This is a genomic window from Kitasatospora sp. NPDC059599, assembly GCF_042735125.1.
Taxonomy (GTDB): Bacteria; Actinomycetota; Actinomycetes; order Streptomycetales; family Streptomycetaceae; genus Kitasatospora.
Window position 1 is genome coordinate 19,406 of record NZ_JBHWCL010000104.1, and the last position, 14,237, is coordinate 33,642.

Genomic DNA, 14,237 nt, shown 5'->3' on the forward strand with positions numbered 1-14,237 from the left:
GCCCCGGGGGGGGGGGGGGGGGGGGGGGGGGGGGGGGGGGGGGGGGGGGGGGGGGGGATTGGGGGGGGGTGCCCGGGGGGCGGGGGGGGGGTCGCGGGGGTGGTCGGCGTGTTTCCCTAATTGGGCGCCGCCCGCGGGTTGGGTTCGGGGCGGGCGCTCCAGCGGGCGGGGCGGGGGCTACATCGGGGTGGGCTTGATGATGGCGAAGGCCGCGCCCTGCGGATCGGCGACGACCGCCATGCGGCCGGCCACCATGTCGAAGGGCGGGGCGAGGACCGTTCCGCCGCGCTTGACCAGGGCGTCCACGGTGGAGTCGACGTCGTCGACCGCGAAGTAGGTCAGCCAGTGCGCCGGGGTGCCGGGCGGGTCGTTGGCGAGGAGGGTGGCACCGCCGACCGCCCGGCCGCCGACGCGCAGCTCCCAGTACGAGTCCGCGCCGTCCATCGGCTCGATCTCGATGCCGAACGCCTCGCCGTAGAAGGCGGTGGCGGCCTGGATGTCACTGGTGTGCAGCTCGTTCCAGGTGAGCGCGCCGGCCTCGTTGACCACCTGGGCGCCGAAGAACTCGCCCGGCTGCCAGACGCCGAACACCGCGCCCTGCGGGTCGGAGGCGATCAGCATCCGGCCCAGGTTGCCGACCTCCATCGCCGGGACGAGCAGGGTGCCGCCGGCGCCGACGATCGCGTCCTGCGTGGCCTGGGCGTCGGTGGTGGCCAGGTAGCTGCTCCAGACGGTGGGCGGCTCGGGCATCCCTTCGGGCGCCATCGCCGGGCCGATGCCGGCGGCGGCCTTGCCGTTGAGCTCGCAGACCGCGTAACCGCCGAACTCCGCCGGGCCGGGCCGGCCCTGCCAGCCGAGCAGGTCGCGGTAGAAGTCCAGTGCGGCCTGCTGGTCCTTCGCCATCAGGTCGACCCAGCAGGGGGTGCCGGTCGCGTAGGGGGTGGTGACCTCGGGCATTTTGACCCTTTCTGGTGGGGTTTGCTGCCGGTCACGATTTCGTCGTGGGCGGTGAATCGCCACTCGACACGCCGCCGGGGAGGAACCGGCGGGGAAGTGGCCCGAGGGCCGGCGACGGGTCGGATTCCGGTGCGGGAGTGCGGGGCGGATGCCGATCGACCCGGCGTGGTTCCCGACGGTGGGGGAGGGGCGGCCGTCCGCCCGGGCGATCCGCACCGGGCGGCGCCCGAGAGGCCGAGGACCGTGCTGCGGCAGCCGGTCGAGCGGGTGGGCCGGCTCAGCCGTTCGAGAGCCCGAGAGGGACGCCGGGCGGGCCGGGACGGACACGCGGTCCGGCCCCTCGCGCGGGTCGAGCGCGAGGGGCCGGACCGGGCGTCGCCGTACGCTCAGTCGAAGCTCGCGAGTGCCTCCTGCTCGCTGTCGTGGACTTCGCAGAGGGCGAGCAGTTTGGTGATCGTCAGGAGGTCCTGGAGCTTCCCGGAGACGTTGAGGAGCTTGAGCCGGCCGCCCTTGCCGGCGGTGGTGGTGCAGCAGCTGACCAGTTCGCCGATGCCGGAGCTGTCGACGTAGGTCACGTCGGCGAGGTCGAGCAGGATCCGGCGGCGACCGGTGTCGAGGGTGTGGGCGACGGCCTCGCGCAGGATGACGTCGCCCTCGCCGATCGTGATCCTGCCCTTCAGGTCGAGCAGGGTGACGTCGCCTTCCTGGCGTTCGGAGACGGAGAGAGCGGGCACGGTGGTCTCCTTCCTGAGGTGTTTCACCAGGACGACGTCGCATCCCGGTGGTGGGCCGGTACGCCGGGTGACGTGGAAGCCGTCGACGCAGTGCTCGATGAGCGTCAGTCCCCGGCCCGAGGGAGTGAGGTTCAGGGCTCCGGACGGCTGGGCGGCGGGGGTGAAGCCCGGCCCTTCGTCGCCGACGGTGACGGTGAGCCGGGCGCCGTCGTGGTGGGCCGCCAGCCTGACCTGCCGGTCCGGCGAGAAGCGGTTGCCGTGGATCACGGCGTTCGCCACGGCCTCGTGAACGGCCAGGCCGAGCCGGTCGCGGCCGTCCTCGTCCAGTCCGAGTTCGTCGGCCAGGCGGCAGACGAACTCCTCGGCGGCCGCGATGCTGGCCAGGACGGACGGCAACTGCAGTTCGACGTGCTCCAAGGCGCTGCCTCCACTTCTCGCCCGGCTGCCGTCGGCTCCCGGGCGTGGAGCAGCCAGGGGCACAGACTGGCAGCGGTCGGTGGGAGCGGGCGCGACGTTGCTCCATGTGTGGCGTGTCGCAGGCCTGACCGGCGTTGGAGGATGGGGAGTTGGGGTCTCCCGTGCGGGTGGGTAGTGCGGGTGAGGTCGTACGGGCGGGGCCGCGCAGGCGGGGCCGCGCAGGAAGTCGGGCGGGCCGACTTCCTGCGCAGGAGGGGTGGTCAGGGACCGATGCGGGTGAACGTGAAGACGTCGCCCGGGGTCGGTACGGCCTCGATCCGGCTCTGCTCCCCGGCCCCGGTGACCGCCCACGAGGTGCCCTGCGGACCGGTGATCCGGTAGGCGTTCCCGGTGTCGGCGACGGGGGCCAGCTCCCAGGTCACGGCATCGGCCTGGTCGACGAGGAAGGTGACGACCGGGCCGGCGGTCCCGTTGTCCTCGATCCCGGCGGGGGCGCCCTTGGAATAGAGGTTGTAACGGCCGTCGGGGAGCGCTTCGACGATCCAGATGGCGTCCCGGTCGTCGGTGTCGACCCGGAGGACCTTGGGGGACAGGTCCTCCGTCTCGTGGAGGGCACGGCCGACGAGGGCGGTGCCGGCGTGGATGAGGTGGAGGCCGGAGTCCAGCCGTGTCATGGCTGCCATTCCTTCCGTGTGTGACGGATTGCGTGACAGTTGTACGCGGCCCGGCGGACCGCGGTGGTGCGCTCAACCGGCCTTCACCCGAAGGAGTTACGCACGGGGGAGGGGGCCGGGGCGAGGGGCGGGGGCGGAGGAGGGGAACGTCGGGCGCAGGGGGCGAGTGCGCCGACGGTGCCCGACGATGAGAGCCGGCCCGCGTCGCTCCCGACGGCTCCCGCCGCCCGTGCGCCGGGAGCTGCGGCACGATGGACCCCGTGCCAGAGCAGAGAGACGACCGCTACGCGCCGCCGACCACCCTCCCCGGACTCCTGCAGCGCGGCCGGGGGCAGGGCGCGCTGCTCGCCGCCGAGGACCCGGCCTCGGCGGCCGCCCTTGTGTACGGCTGCATCCGCTGGGAGTGGCGCTGGGACCGGCAGGTCGACGACCGGCCCGGCTACCTCGCCCGCCTGCTCCGGGACCTGGAGCTGCCGCTCGGTCCGGTGGTGGACCTCCTCGACGGGGACGAGGGGACCCGGGACCGGGCCGCGGACGTGCTGGAACTGCTGGCGCTCGGCGGTTCGGAGGAGGCCCGGCAGGCGCTGCCGGACTTCGCCCCCGAGGAGGACGAGCCGCCCGTGCGCCGCCGCTCGCCGCGAGTGGATCCGTACCCGGACCGCGACAACGCGGACCTGCTCGCCCTGCTGCGCGATCCGGACACCTCCGAGGGTGCCAGGGCGTCCGTCCTCCTCGCCCTGTCACTCCGCCCGCCGGAGCCCGCGCTGCTCCCCTCGGTTCCCGGCCTCGGCGCCGCGGACGGCACGCGACCACTGCCGCTGCTGGGGAGGGCGGTCGAGTCGCTGGCCGGTGCGGCCGTGCCGGCGGCCCGGGAGTGGGCGGCCGCCGAGCCGGAGTGGCTCGCCCGGACGGGTCTCGCGGTGCTGGCCGCCCACGGTGACGAGAGCGACGTGCCGGTCCTGCTCGCCGCCTTGGAGCAGGGGTGGGCGGACAGGTCCTGGTGCGGCCCCGACACGCTCGCCCGCGGCCTGGCCCGCTTCGGCCCGCGGGCCGCCGGTGCCGCGTCCCTGCTGCGCCGCTTCTGGCTCTGCACCCCGCACTCCCACGAGCGCCCCGCCTACCTGGAGGCGCTGGCCGCGATGGGGGCTCCGGGCACCGCGGAGGCCTTCGTCGAGTCGCTGTGGGACTGCGAGGCGAGTGCCCGCCTGCTCGGTGCCGAGCGCGCCCCCGACCGGCCGTCCGTGCGGCGCAGGCTCGCCGACCTGCGGGACGATCCGTTGGAGGAACCGGAGGTCCGCGAGGCCGCCGGTGCGCGGCTGGCGGGCCTGGCGTAGCCGGATGGCCGAGCGCGTCGGACCGGGACGTCCACGCGCCCGTGGGCGCCCTCCCCGGGCTGTCGCAGGGTGGCCGGGGCCCGGGCGCAAGGAGGGCCGCCGAGGACCCCGTCGCCGCCGCCGGGCACGTCCGCGCCCGCACCCGCGGGGAGGGTGCCTGGGGCCGAGAGGCCGCTGCGGTGCGACTCGCCGGGGCGGCCTGGGCGCCTCGTCCGGCCGGGCGGTGAAGCTGTTCGAGGGGGCTAGAGTGGACGCGTGAACGTGTGAGTGATGGTCCGGACCCCGCGAGGTGGTCCGGGCCACATCCATTTCCGGGGCAACCCCTGTGACCTGCACGTTCGCCGGCCCACCAGCCCAGCACCAGAGCCTCCGGAGGCCCCGCCTTGAGCGACCAGCCGTTCGCGCATCTGCACGTCCACACCGAGTACTCGATGCTGGACGGTGCCGCCCGGCTGAAGCAGATGTTCAAGGAGGTCGAGCGCCTCGGTCAGACCCACGTGGCGATGACCGACCACGGCAACATGTACGGCGCCGCCGAGTTCCACAAGCAGGCCACCGCCGCCGGCATCACCCCCGTCATCGGCATCGAGGCATACGTCGCCCCCGAGTCCCGCTCCAACACCAAGCGCATCCTGTGGGGCCAGCCGCACCAGAAGCGGGACGACGTCTCCGCGTCCGGCGCGTACACCCACAAGACCATCTGGGCCCGGAACAAGGAGGGCCTGCACAACCTCTTCAAGCTGACCTCGCGCTCCTACGCCGAGGGCTGGCTCGTGAAGTGGCCGCGGATGGACAAGGAGCTGATCTCCGACCTGGCCGGCGGCCTGATGGCCACCACCGGCTGCCCCTCGGGCGAGGTCCAGACCCGCCTGCGCCTCGGCCAGTTCGACGAGGCCGTCAAGTCCGCCGCCGACTACCAGGACATCTTCGGCAAGGAGAACTACTTCCTGGAGCTGATGGACCACGGCCTCGACATCGAGAAGCGGGTCCGCGACGGGCTGCTGGAGATCAGCAAGAAGCTGAACATCCCGCCGGTCGTCACCAACGACTCGCACTACACCACCGAGGCCGACGCCGGCGCGCACGACCTGCTGCTCTGCGTCCAGACCGGCAAGAACCTCTCCGACCCGGACCGCTTCCGCTTCGACGGCACCGGCTACTACATCAAGTCCGCCGCCGAGATGTACGCGCTGGACTCCTCGGACGCCTGGCAGGAGGGCTGCCGCAACAGCCAGCTCCTCGTCGCCTCCCGCGTCGACACCGAGGGCATGTTCACGTTCAAGAACCTCATGCCCCGCTTCCCCATCCCGGAGGGCTTCGAGTCCGAGGCGGACTTCTTCAAGTCCAAGGTCTGGGAGGGCATGGACTGGCGCTTCCCGGACGGGTACGACGAGGAGCACAAGAAGCTCGCCGAGTACGAGATGGACACCATCATCCAGATGGGGTTCCCGGCGTACTTCCTCGTCGTCGCGGACTTCATCATGTGGGCCAAGAGCCAGGGCATCGCGGTGGGCCCCGGCCGTGGATCGGCGGCCGGCTCACTGGTCGCGTACGCGATGGGCATCACCGACCTCGACCCCATCCCGCACGGCCTGATCTTCGAGCGCTTCCTCAACCCCGAGCGCATCTCCATGCCCGATGTCGACATCGACTTCGACGAGCGCCGACGCGGCGACGTGATCCGCTACGTGACCGAGAAGTGGGGATCCGACAAGGTCGCCATGATCGTCACGTACGGCACCATCAAGGCGAAGGCCGCCATCAAGGACTCCTCCCGGGTCCTCGGCTACCCCTACGCGATGGGCGACCGCATCACCAAGGCGATGCCGCCGGACGTCATGGGCAAGGGCATCCCGCTGTCCGGCATCACGGACAACAGCCACCCGCGCTACGGCGAGGCGGGCGAGATCCGCGGCCTCTACGAGAGCGACCCCGACGTCAAGAAGGTCATCGACACCGCGCGCGGCATCGAGGGCCTGATCCGCCAGCCCGGCGTGCACGCCGCCGGCGTCATCATGTCCGCCGAACCGCTGACCGACCACATCCCGGTGTGGACCCGGCACACCGACGGCGTCACCATCACGCAGTTCGACTACCCGACTTGCGAAGGCCTCGGCCTCCTCAAGATGGACTTCCTCGGCCTGCGCAACCTGACGATCATGGACGACGCCGTCAAGGCGATCGAGCGGAACAAGGGCGAGAAGATCGAGCTGCTCAAGCTGCCGCTCGACGACAAGCCGACCTACGAACTCCTCGCCCGCGGCGACACCCTCGGTGTCTTCCAGCTCGACGGCGGGCCCATGCGCTCCCTGCTGCGCCTGATGAAGCCCGACAACTTCGAAGACATCTCCGCCGTCCTCGCGCTGTACCGACCCGGCCCGATGGGCGTCAACTCCCACACCAACTACGCCCTGCGCAAGAACGGCCAGCAGGAGATCACCCCGATCCACCCGGAGCTGGAGAAGCCCCTGGAGGAGATCCTCAAGCCGACGTACGGCCTGATCGTCTACCAGGAGCAGGTGCAGAAGGCCGCGCAGATCCTCGCCGGCTACTCGCTCGGCCAGGCCGACCTGCTGCGCCGCGCGATGGGCAAGAAGAAGAAGGAGATCCTGGAAGCGGAGTTCGTCCCCTTCCAGAAGGGCTGCCGGGCGCACGGCTACTCCGACGCGGCCATCCAGGCGGTGTGGGACGTCCTCGTCCCCTTCTCCGGCTACGCGTTCAACAAGGCGCACACCGCCGGCTACGGGCTGGTCTCGTACTGGACCGCCTACCTCAAGGCCAACTACCCGGCCGAGTACATGTCCGGCCTGCTCACGTCCGTCAAGGACGACAAGGACAAGTCCGCGGTCTACCTCAACGAGTGCCGCAAGATGGGCATCAACGTCCTCCCGCCGGACGTCAACGAGTCCGACTCGGACTTCACCCCGCACGGTGACGACACCGTCCGCTTCGGCCTCACCGCCGTCCGCAACGTCGGCGGGCCGGTCGTCGAGTCGATGATCCGCACCCGGAAGACCAAGGGGAAGTTCTCCTCCTTCCCCGACTTCCTGGACAAGGTGGAGTCGGTGGTCTGCAACAAGAGGACCGTCGAATCGCTGATCAAGGCCGGCGCCTTCGACTCCCTCGGCCACACCCGCAAGGGCCTCAGTGCCCAGTTCGAGCCGATGATCGACAACGTCGTCGGCGTGAAGCGCAAGGAGGCCGAAGGACAGTTCGACCTCTTCGGCGGCGACGCCACCGCCGACGAGCCGAGCTTCGGACTCGACGTCGTCTTCTCCGAGGAGGAGTGGGAGAAGTCCTTCCTGCTCACCCAGGAGCGGGAGATGCTCGGCCTGTACGTCTCCTCGCACCCGCTGCACGGCATCGAACACGTCCTCGCCGACAAGTCCGACTGCGCGGTCGCCGACCTCGCCGAACGGCCCGACGGGACGATCGTCACCATCGGCGGCATCATCTCGGGCCTCCAGCGGAAGATGACCAAGCAGGGCAACGCCTGGGCGATCGCCACCGTCGAGGACCTGGCCGGCTCGATCGACTGCATGTTCTTCCCCGCCAGCTACCAGCTGGTGTCCTCGCAACTCGTCGAGGACGCCGTGGTGTTCGTGCGCGGAAAGCTCGACAAGCGGGAGGACGTGCCGCGGCTGATGGGCATGGAGCTCTCCGTCCCCGACCTGTCGAACGCGCACGCCGAGGCGCCGATCACCATCAACATCCCCAGCGGGAAGGTCACGCCGCCGCTGATCGCCCGCCTCAGCGAGGTGCTGACCCACCACAAGGGCACGACCGAGGTGCGGGTGCGGCTGGAGAGCCGCAACAAGACGACCGTGCTGCGGCTGGACCGGCACCGGGTGAAGTCGGACCCGGCGCTGTTCGGGGACCTGAAGCAACTGCTCGGCCCCAGCTGCCTGACGGTCTGAGCCGGTCGGCCGGGCACCCGACGGGCCGGCCCGGCACCTGACGGCCGACGCCCGGGCGCGGGAGCGGCCCGCCGCTCCGCACGGCTCTCCGCTCCCGTACGGCTCCCCGCTCCCCTCCGGGCGCGGGGAGCCGTCGTTTTCCGACCGGGTTCAGGAGCCGCTGCCGAGGCCCGGGGGGACGGCGGTGTGGAGGGCCGAGACGAAGGCCGAGATGGCCGGGTGGGAGCCGGCGCCGGCGCGGAAGGCGGCGCGGGTACGGCGGTACACGGGCAGGCGGGTGAGGACGACGCCGGGCGGGGGCTGGGCGGTGCCGAGGTGGGGGACGAGGGCGACGCCCTGGCCGGCGGCGACCAGGGCCAGGACGGTGGTGAAGTCGTCGATCTGGTGCCGGATCCGGGGGGCGAAGCCCGCGGACTCGCAGGCGCGCAGGGCCATGGTGTGGCAGAGGGTGCCCGGCGGGGACATGATCCACGGTGCGCCGCGCTGTTCGGCGAGGGTGGCCGGGGTGCGGGCGGCCAGGTACATGGGCTCGGTGAAGACCGGGCGGGTCGCCGCGAGGCCCGGCTCGGGGTCGGCAGGGACGAGGTCGTACTCGTGCACCAGGGCCACGTCCAGTTCGCCCGCGCGCAGGGCCGCGCCGACCGCCGCCGGGTCGACCTCGGTGACCATCGGCTCCAGCCCCGGGTGCCAGGCGGCCAGTTCGGCGAGCACCGCCGGGATGATCGCGCGGGCCGCCGAGGGGTAGGTGCCGATCCGCAGTGGACCGGCCAACCCCCGCTTGGCGTGCGCGAGTTCGGCGCCCGCCTGCTCCAGCAGGGCGAGCACCGACTCGGCGTGCCGGACCAGTCCCAGCCCGGCCGGGGTGAGGGTGACCCGGCGGCCGGTGCGCTCCAGCAGCGGCACGCCCGCCTCTTTCTCCAGGACGGAGAGCTGCTGGGACACCGCCGAAGGACTGAAGGACAGCGCCTCGGCGACGGCCGCGATGGTGCCGAGGTGGGCGAGTTCGCGCAGCAGGCGCAGGCGTCGTACGTCGAGCATCGGCTCAGCTTACGAGAAGCGTCGGAAATGTGAACTGGACCTGCGGTGACGGGCGGCCGCAGGATCGTGGGCATGGAACTCAAGGGCATCTACGTCCCCCTCGTCACCCCCTTCGCCGCCGACGGTTCGGTGGCGACGGACGCGCTGGAGAAGCTCGCGTACGAGGTGCTCGACGCCGGTGCGGCCGGACTGGCCGTGCTCGGCACCACCGGCGAGCCGGCCGCGCTGACCGCCGAGGAGCGGGACGCCGTGGTGGACGTCGCCGCGGCCGTCTGCGCCGCGCGCGGGGCCCAGCTGATCGTCGGCGCGCACGGCGGGGACACCAGGGCGACCGCCGGGTCGCTGGCCGCGCTCGGCGCGCGGGCGCCGCGGGCGGCGGCCGCGCTGGTCACCGTCCCGTCGTTCGTCCGGCCGGGCGAGGAGGGGACGGTCGCGCACTTCCGGGCACTGGCCGCGAGCAGCCCGCTGCCGCTGGTCGTCTACCACATCCCGTACCGCACCGGGCAGCAGCTGTCGGCCGCCGCGCTGCGCGAACTCGCGGCGATCGACGGCGTGGTGGGCGTGAAGTACGCGACCGGCGGGCTGGACCAGGCGGCCGCCGAGCTGCTCGCCGACGCCCCCGCGGGGTTCGCCTTCCTCACCGGGGAGGACGCCTTCCTCGCGCCGATGCTGGCGCTCGGCGCGGCCGGGGGCATCCTCGCCTCCGCGCACCTGGCCACCGGCCGGTTCGTGGAGCTGGCGGAGGCCTGGCGGGCCGGGGACGTCGACCGGGCGCGGGCGCTCGGGCACCGGCTGACCGAACTGGCGCTGGCCGCCTTCACGGCGCCGAACCCGGCGGTCACCAAGGGGGTGCTGCACGCCCTGGGGCGGATCCCGACCCCGGACGTGCGGCTGCCGCTGCTGCCGGCCGGGGCGGCCGAGGTGGAGGCCGCGCTGGCACTGGTGAATGGTCTGGACCATTAAGGGTCTGTCGGGGTTCGCCCGAGGGTATGTCCGGGAGCCCTCTCACACCGTGGAATACCAGGTCGCCCAGCCCGCGTGACAAGGCATGATGGGCAGAGTGCGGCTGTGAACAGCACCATCCAGAGGAGTAGTCGGAATGAAGATCGGCATTGTCGGTGCCACCGGTCAGGTCGGCGGCGTGGTCCGCGAGATCCTGGCGGAGCGGGCTGGTCGTGAAGATGGACTGGGCCCGGTGGAGCAGCTCCGGCTGTTCGCCTCGGCCCGTTCGGCCGGGCGCACGCTGCCCTGGCAGGGCACCGAGATCACCGTCGAGGACGCGGCCACGGCCGACTACACGGGCCTGGACATCGTGATCTTCTCGGCCGGCGGCTCCACCTCCAAGGCCCTCGCGCCCAAGGCCGCCGCGGCCGGTGCCGTCGTCATCGACAACTCCTCCGCCTGGCGCCGCGACCCCGAGGTCCCGCTGGTCGTCTCCGAGGTCAACCCCGAGGCCATCGCGAACCGCCCCAAGGGCATCATCGCCAACCCGAACTGCACCACCATGGCCGCCATGCCCGTGCTGCGCCCGCTGCACGAGGAGGCCGGGCTGGCCGCGCTCGTCGTCTCCACCTACCAGGCCGTCTCCGGCAGCGGCGTCGCCGGCGTCGCCGAGCTGCAGGACCAGGCCGCCAAGGTCATCGACGGCGCCGCCGCACTCGCCCACGACGGCGCCGCGGTCGAGTTCCCCGAGCCCAAGGTCTACAAGCGCCCGATCGCCTTCAACGTGCTGCCGCTGGCCGGCTCGATCGTCGAGGACGGCTCCAACGAGACCGACGAGGAGCAGAAGCTCCGCCACGAGAGCCGCAAGATCCTCGGCATCCCCGAGCTGAAGGTCGCCGGCACCTGCGTGCGCGTGCCCGTCTTCTCCGGCCACTCGCTGCAGATCAACGCCCGCTTCGAGCGCCCGATCAGCCCCGAGCGCGCCGTCGAGCTGCTCGCCGGCGCCCCCGGCGTCGAGCTGTCCGACATCCCCACCCCGCTGCAGGCCGCGGGCCGGGACCCGAGCTACGTCGGTCGCGTCCGCGCGGACGAGACCGTGGAGAACGGCCTGTCGCTGTTCGTCTCCAACGACAACCTGCGCAAGGGCGCCGCGCTCAACGCCGTCCAGCTGGCCGAACTGGTCGCCGCGGAGCTCAGGGGCTGAACTCCGGGACCCACCGGCCGGCCCGCGGGCCGGCCCGCCGCCGCGTGACCTCGGGCGGGCTCCGTCGTTGAACGGGGCCCGCCTTCACGTTCTCCGGTTCCGCCGGGCGGCTGTTGCGGTACCGGGACATCCGGCAAGGTTCGGCAGGCGAACCCCGGGTAAAAGGTGACCCAACGATCGGGCGACGACGGGGGCCCCTCACCTCGGCGCGCCCGGACGGAGGGCCGAGCGCCCACCCCGAACGACCCACCCGACTGATTCCGAGGGCGAGCGAAAAGAGGTGCGCGATGGACCGCTGCGTCGTCCTGGTGGACGCCGGATACCTGCTGGGCGCCGCCGCCAGCCTGCTCGCGGGGGATCCCTCCCGGTCCAAGGTCACCGTGAACCACACGGCCCTCATCGGCGCGCTGCGCGAGCGCGCCGAAGCCGAGACCGGGCTGCCGCTGCTGCGCATCTACTGGTTCGACGCCGCCCCCGACCGGCGCCCGATGCCCGAGCACCGGCGGCTGCGGGTCCTGCCCCGGGTCACCGTCCGGCTCGGCGCCCTCACCCGGGCCGAGGGGCGCTGGGTGCAGAAGGGCGTCGACGCCGCGATGCACGCCGAGCTCTCCGAACTCGCCCGCAACCGGGCCTGCGCCGACGTCGTGCTGATCACCGGGGACGGCGACCTGCTGCCCGGCATGATGACCGCCAAGGAACACGGCGTCGCCGTCCACCTGTGGGCACTGCAGGCCGCCGACGGTGACTTCAACCAGTCGGAGGACCTGGTCGGCGAAGCCGACGAGCGGCGGGTGCTGGACCGGGAGTGGATCGAGGCGTCGTTCTCCCTGCGGGACAGCGCCAGCCTCTTCCCGGCGCCCGGCGCCCGGCAGGAGATCGCCAAGATCCTCGCCGCCCCGCCGGCCACCCTGCCCAGCGCGGTGCCGCCGGTGGTCCGCCCGGCCGCCGCGGCCGCCGCGGTGTCCGCCGCCCCCGCCGCCAACGGGCGGCCGCAATCCGCCGCGACCGCGCTCAAGGTCGTCCCGACCCCCAAGGACCTGGCCGGGCGGGCCCCGGCCGTCGCACCGATCACCCCGGTGGCGAACGGACACGGAGCGGTCGGCCACGGCACGGCCGGGCACACGGCCAACGGACACGGCACCAGCGGACACGGCACCAACGGGCACGCGGCGAACGGGCACGGCGCCGCCGCCCAGGCCGGACCGGTCCTGCGGTGGTCCTCCGACCGCGGCTGGGTCGACCGGCCCGCCCCCGAACCCGCCGTCACCGCCGGCGACAACCTGCCCACGCTCGCCCAGCTCACCACCTCCGAACAGCGCTGGGCCGACCGTGAGGAGGACATCACCACCATCGGCGGGGACGCCCACGAGGTCGGGCAGGTCTTCGCCCGCCGCTGGAGCGACCGGGTCGGCGACTCCGAACGGCTCACCGTGCTGTGGCCCGACTACCCGCGCATCCCGCACCGCGTCGACGGCGAACTGCTCCGCTACGCCGCCCGCTTCGGACTGCTCGCGCACAAGGACGACCAGATCGACGAGCACGACCGCTACGCCATCCGGGCCGGATTCTGGAAGGAACTGGCCGCGAGGGTGCCGGGCGGTTCGATGGTCGTCGACGACTGAGGCCCGGCCGCCCGTACGCGCCCGGCGCACGCCCCACCGGCGTCCCGGGCGCGCGCCCGGCGGGCGTCCGACCGGCGGCCGGGGTGCCCGCGGTTTCCGGTGATCAGGCCCCCTTGTCCGGTTCGCCCGCATGAGCGCGTAGAGTCTTCGGTCGTGACTGAGACGGCCGGGCGAGCACCCGAGGAAACCCCGCCGTGCGTTGCCGTGCGCGACCTGGTCAGGACCTACCGCAACGGGCGCGGCGCGGCCGCCACCGAGGTACGGGCCAACGACGGCATCAGCCTCACCGTCCGGCAGGGCGAGGTCTTCGGGCTGCTCGGGCCCAACGGCGCCGGCAAGTCGACGCTGGTCCGCCAGCTCACCGGGCTGCTGCGCCCCGACTCCGGAACGATCGAACTCCTCGGCCACGACATCGTCCGCCACCCCGAACGCGCCGCCCGGCTGCTCGGCTACCTCGGGCAGGAATCCACCGCGCTGGACGAACTGACCGTCGCGCTCGCCGCCGAGACCACCGGACGCCTGCGCGGGCTCGGCCGGGCGCGGGCTCGCAGCACGGCGGCGGACGTCCTGGAGGAACTCGGGCTGACGGCCATCGCCGCGCGGCCGCTCGCCAAGCTGTCCGGCGGGCAGCGGCGGCTCGCCTGCTTCGCGGCCGCCCTCGTGGGGGACCGGCCGCTGCTCGTCCTCGACGAGCCGACCACCGGCATGGACCCCGTCGCCCGGCGGGCCGTGTGGAGCGCCGTCGACCGGCGGCGCGCCGAGCACGGGACGACCGTGCTGCTGGTCACCCACAACGTGATCGAGGCGGAGACCGTCCTCGACCGGGTCGCCGTGGTGGACGAGGGCCGGGTGATCGCCTGCGACACGCCCGGCGGGCTGAAGGCGCTCGTCGACGGCGACGTCCGGCTCGACCTGGTCTGGCGCGACGAGGCACCGCTCGGCGTCCCCGCCGTCGCCGCGCTGCGCGAACGGGCCGAACGCACCGGGCGCCGCTGGACCGTGCGGACCACCCCCGAGCAGGCCCGCGAACTGGTCGCCGCCGTCACTACCGGCCCGGCCTTCGCCGCGCTCGACGACTTCACCCTCGCCACCCCGAGCCTTGAGGACGCCTACCTCAAGCTGGGCGGCCGCCACGGAGGACTGGCCAAGTGACCCTGCTCTCGGCGCCGCCCCGGACCGACCGGACCACGACCGGACCCGCCCCGCTCGCCCCCGCCGCCCGGCTGCTGCCGGCCCTCGCCGCCGTGTACCGGGCGCAGCTCGCCCGGGCGCGGGTCGCGCGGATCCCGCTGCTGTTCGTCGCCACCTTCCAGTCCGTCGGCATCCTGGTGATGATGCGGGGCGTGGTGGAGGCCGGCCAGTCCTCGGCGGCGCGGTCGGTGGTCGCCGGGTCGAGCG

Annotated in this window: 10 protein-coding genes and 1 pseudogene; 7 read left to right on the top strand and 4 right to left on the bottom strand. The window is 73.1% G+C overall.

All coding sequences use genetic code 11. The annotated features are described in order from the left end of the window. Positions 1–177: 177 nt before the first annotated feature. The 3 genes from ACFV04_RS29750 to ACFV04_RS29760 all read right to left on the bottom strand — a co-directional run bounded on the left by ACFV04_RS29750 (position 178) and on the right by ACFV04_RS29760 (position 2,782). On the bottom strand, positions 178–957 hold the full coding sequence (locus ACFV04_RS29750) for a VOC family protein (protein WP_380338015.1): 780 nt from the start codon (positions 955–957) through the stop codon (positions 178–180). 386 nt (positions 958–1,343) lie between these two features. After that, a complete protein-coding gene (locus tag ACFV04_RS29755) occupies positions 1,344–2,108 on the bottom strand; it encodes an ATP-binding protein (protein ID WP_380338018.1) in 765 nt (254 codons plus the stop codon). Positions 2,109–2,368: 260 nt separating this feature from the next. Continuing rightward, the gene (locus ACFV04_RS29760) at positions 2,369–2,782 is read right to left on the bottom strand and encodes an I66 family serine proteinase inhibitor (RefSeq protein WP_360256886.1); all 414 of its coding nucleotides are present in this window, start codon (positions 2,780–2,782) and stop codon (positions 2,369–2,371) included. Positions 2,783–3,042: 260 nt separating this feature from the next. Between ACFV04_RS29760 and ACFV04_RS29765 the strand changes: the two genes are divergently transcribed. Both ACFV04_RS29765 and dnaE read left to right on the top strand, forming a co-directional pair. After that, entirely contained in the window at positions 3,043–4,116 is a 1,074-nt protein-coding gene (locus ACFV04_RS29765; RefSeq protein WP_380338023.1) for a hypothetical protein, read from the top strand. Between the two features lie 383 nt (positions 4,117–4,499). After that, positions 4,500–8,033 carry a DNA polymerase III subunit alpha gene (gene dnaE, locus ACFV04_RS29770; protein ID WP_380338025.1) on the top strand — a complete coding sequence of 1,178 codons (3,534 nt, stop codon included), beginning with the start codon at positions 4,500–4,502 and terminating at the stop codon, positions 8,031–8,033. A gap of 150 nt (positions 8,034–8,183) precedes the next feature. Here the strand turns inward: dnaE and ACFV04_RS29775 are convergent, their stop codons facing one another. Further along, positions 8,184–9,071, bottom strand: coding sequence for a LysR family transcriptional regulator (locus ACFV04_RS29775; protein ID WP_360256880.1), 888 nt, complete (start codon positions 9,069–9,071; stop codon positions 8,184–8,186). 72 nt (positions 9,072–9,143) lie between these two features. Here ACFV04_RS29775 and ACFV04_RS29780 point away from each other — a divergent pair, with 72 nt between their 5' ends. From ACFV04_RS29780 to ACFV04_RS29800, 5 genes and pseudogenes are all read left to right on the top strand, one after another. Then, the gene (locus ACFV04_RS29780) at positions 9,144–10,034 is read left to right on the top strand and encodes a dihydrodipicolinate synthase family protein (protein WP_380533719.1); all 891 of its coding nucleotides are present in this window, start codon (positions 9,144–9,146) and stop codon (positions 10,032–10,034) included. Between the two features lie 136 nt (positions 10,035–10,170). Then, positions 10,171–11,217, top strand: coding sequence for an aspartate-semialdehyde dehydrogenase (locus ACFV04_RS29785; protein WP_360256874.1), 1,047 nt, complete (start codon positions 10,171–10,173; stop codon positions 11,215–11,217). A gap of 287 nt (positions 11,218–11,504) precedes the next feature. Continuing rightward, a complete protein-coding gene (locus tag ACFV04_RS29790) occupies positions 11,505–12,839 on the top strand; it encodes an NYN domain-containing protein (protein WP_380533721.1) in 1,335 nt (444 codons plus the stop codon). 153 nt (positions 12,840–12,992) lie between these two features. Continuing rightward, positions 12,993–13,991: an ABC transporter ATP-binding protein gene (locus ACFV04_RS29795; protein ID WP_380338034.1), complete on the top strand. Its 999-nt coding sequence runs from the start codon at positions 12,993–12,995 to the stop codon at positions 13,989–13,991. After that, a pseudogene (locus ACFV04_RS29800) lies at positions 13,988–14,237 on the top strand (ABC transporter permease); the annotation flags it as partial. The gene ACFV04_RS29795 and the pseudogene ACFV04_RS29800, both read left to right, overlap by 4 nt.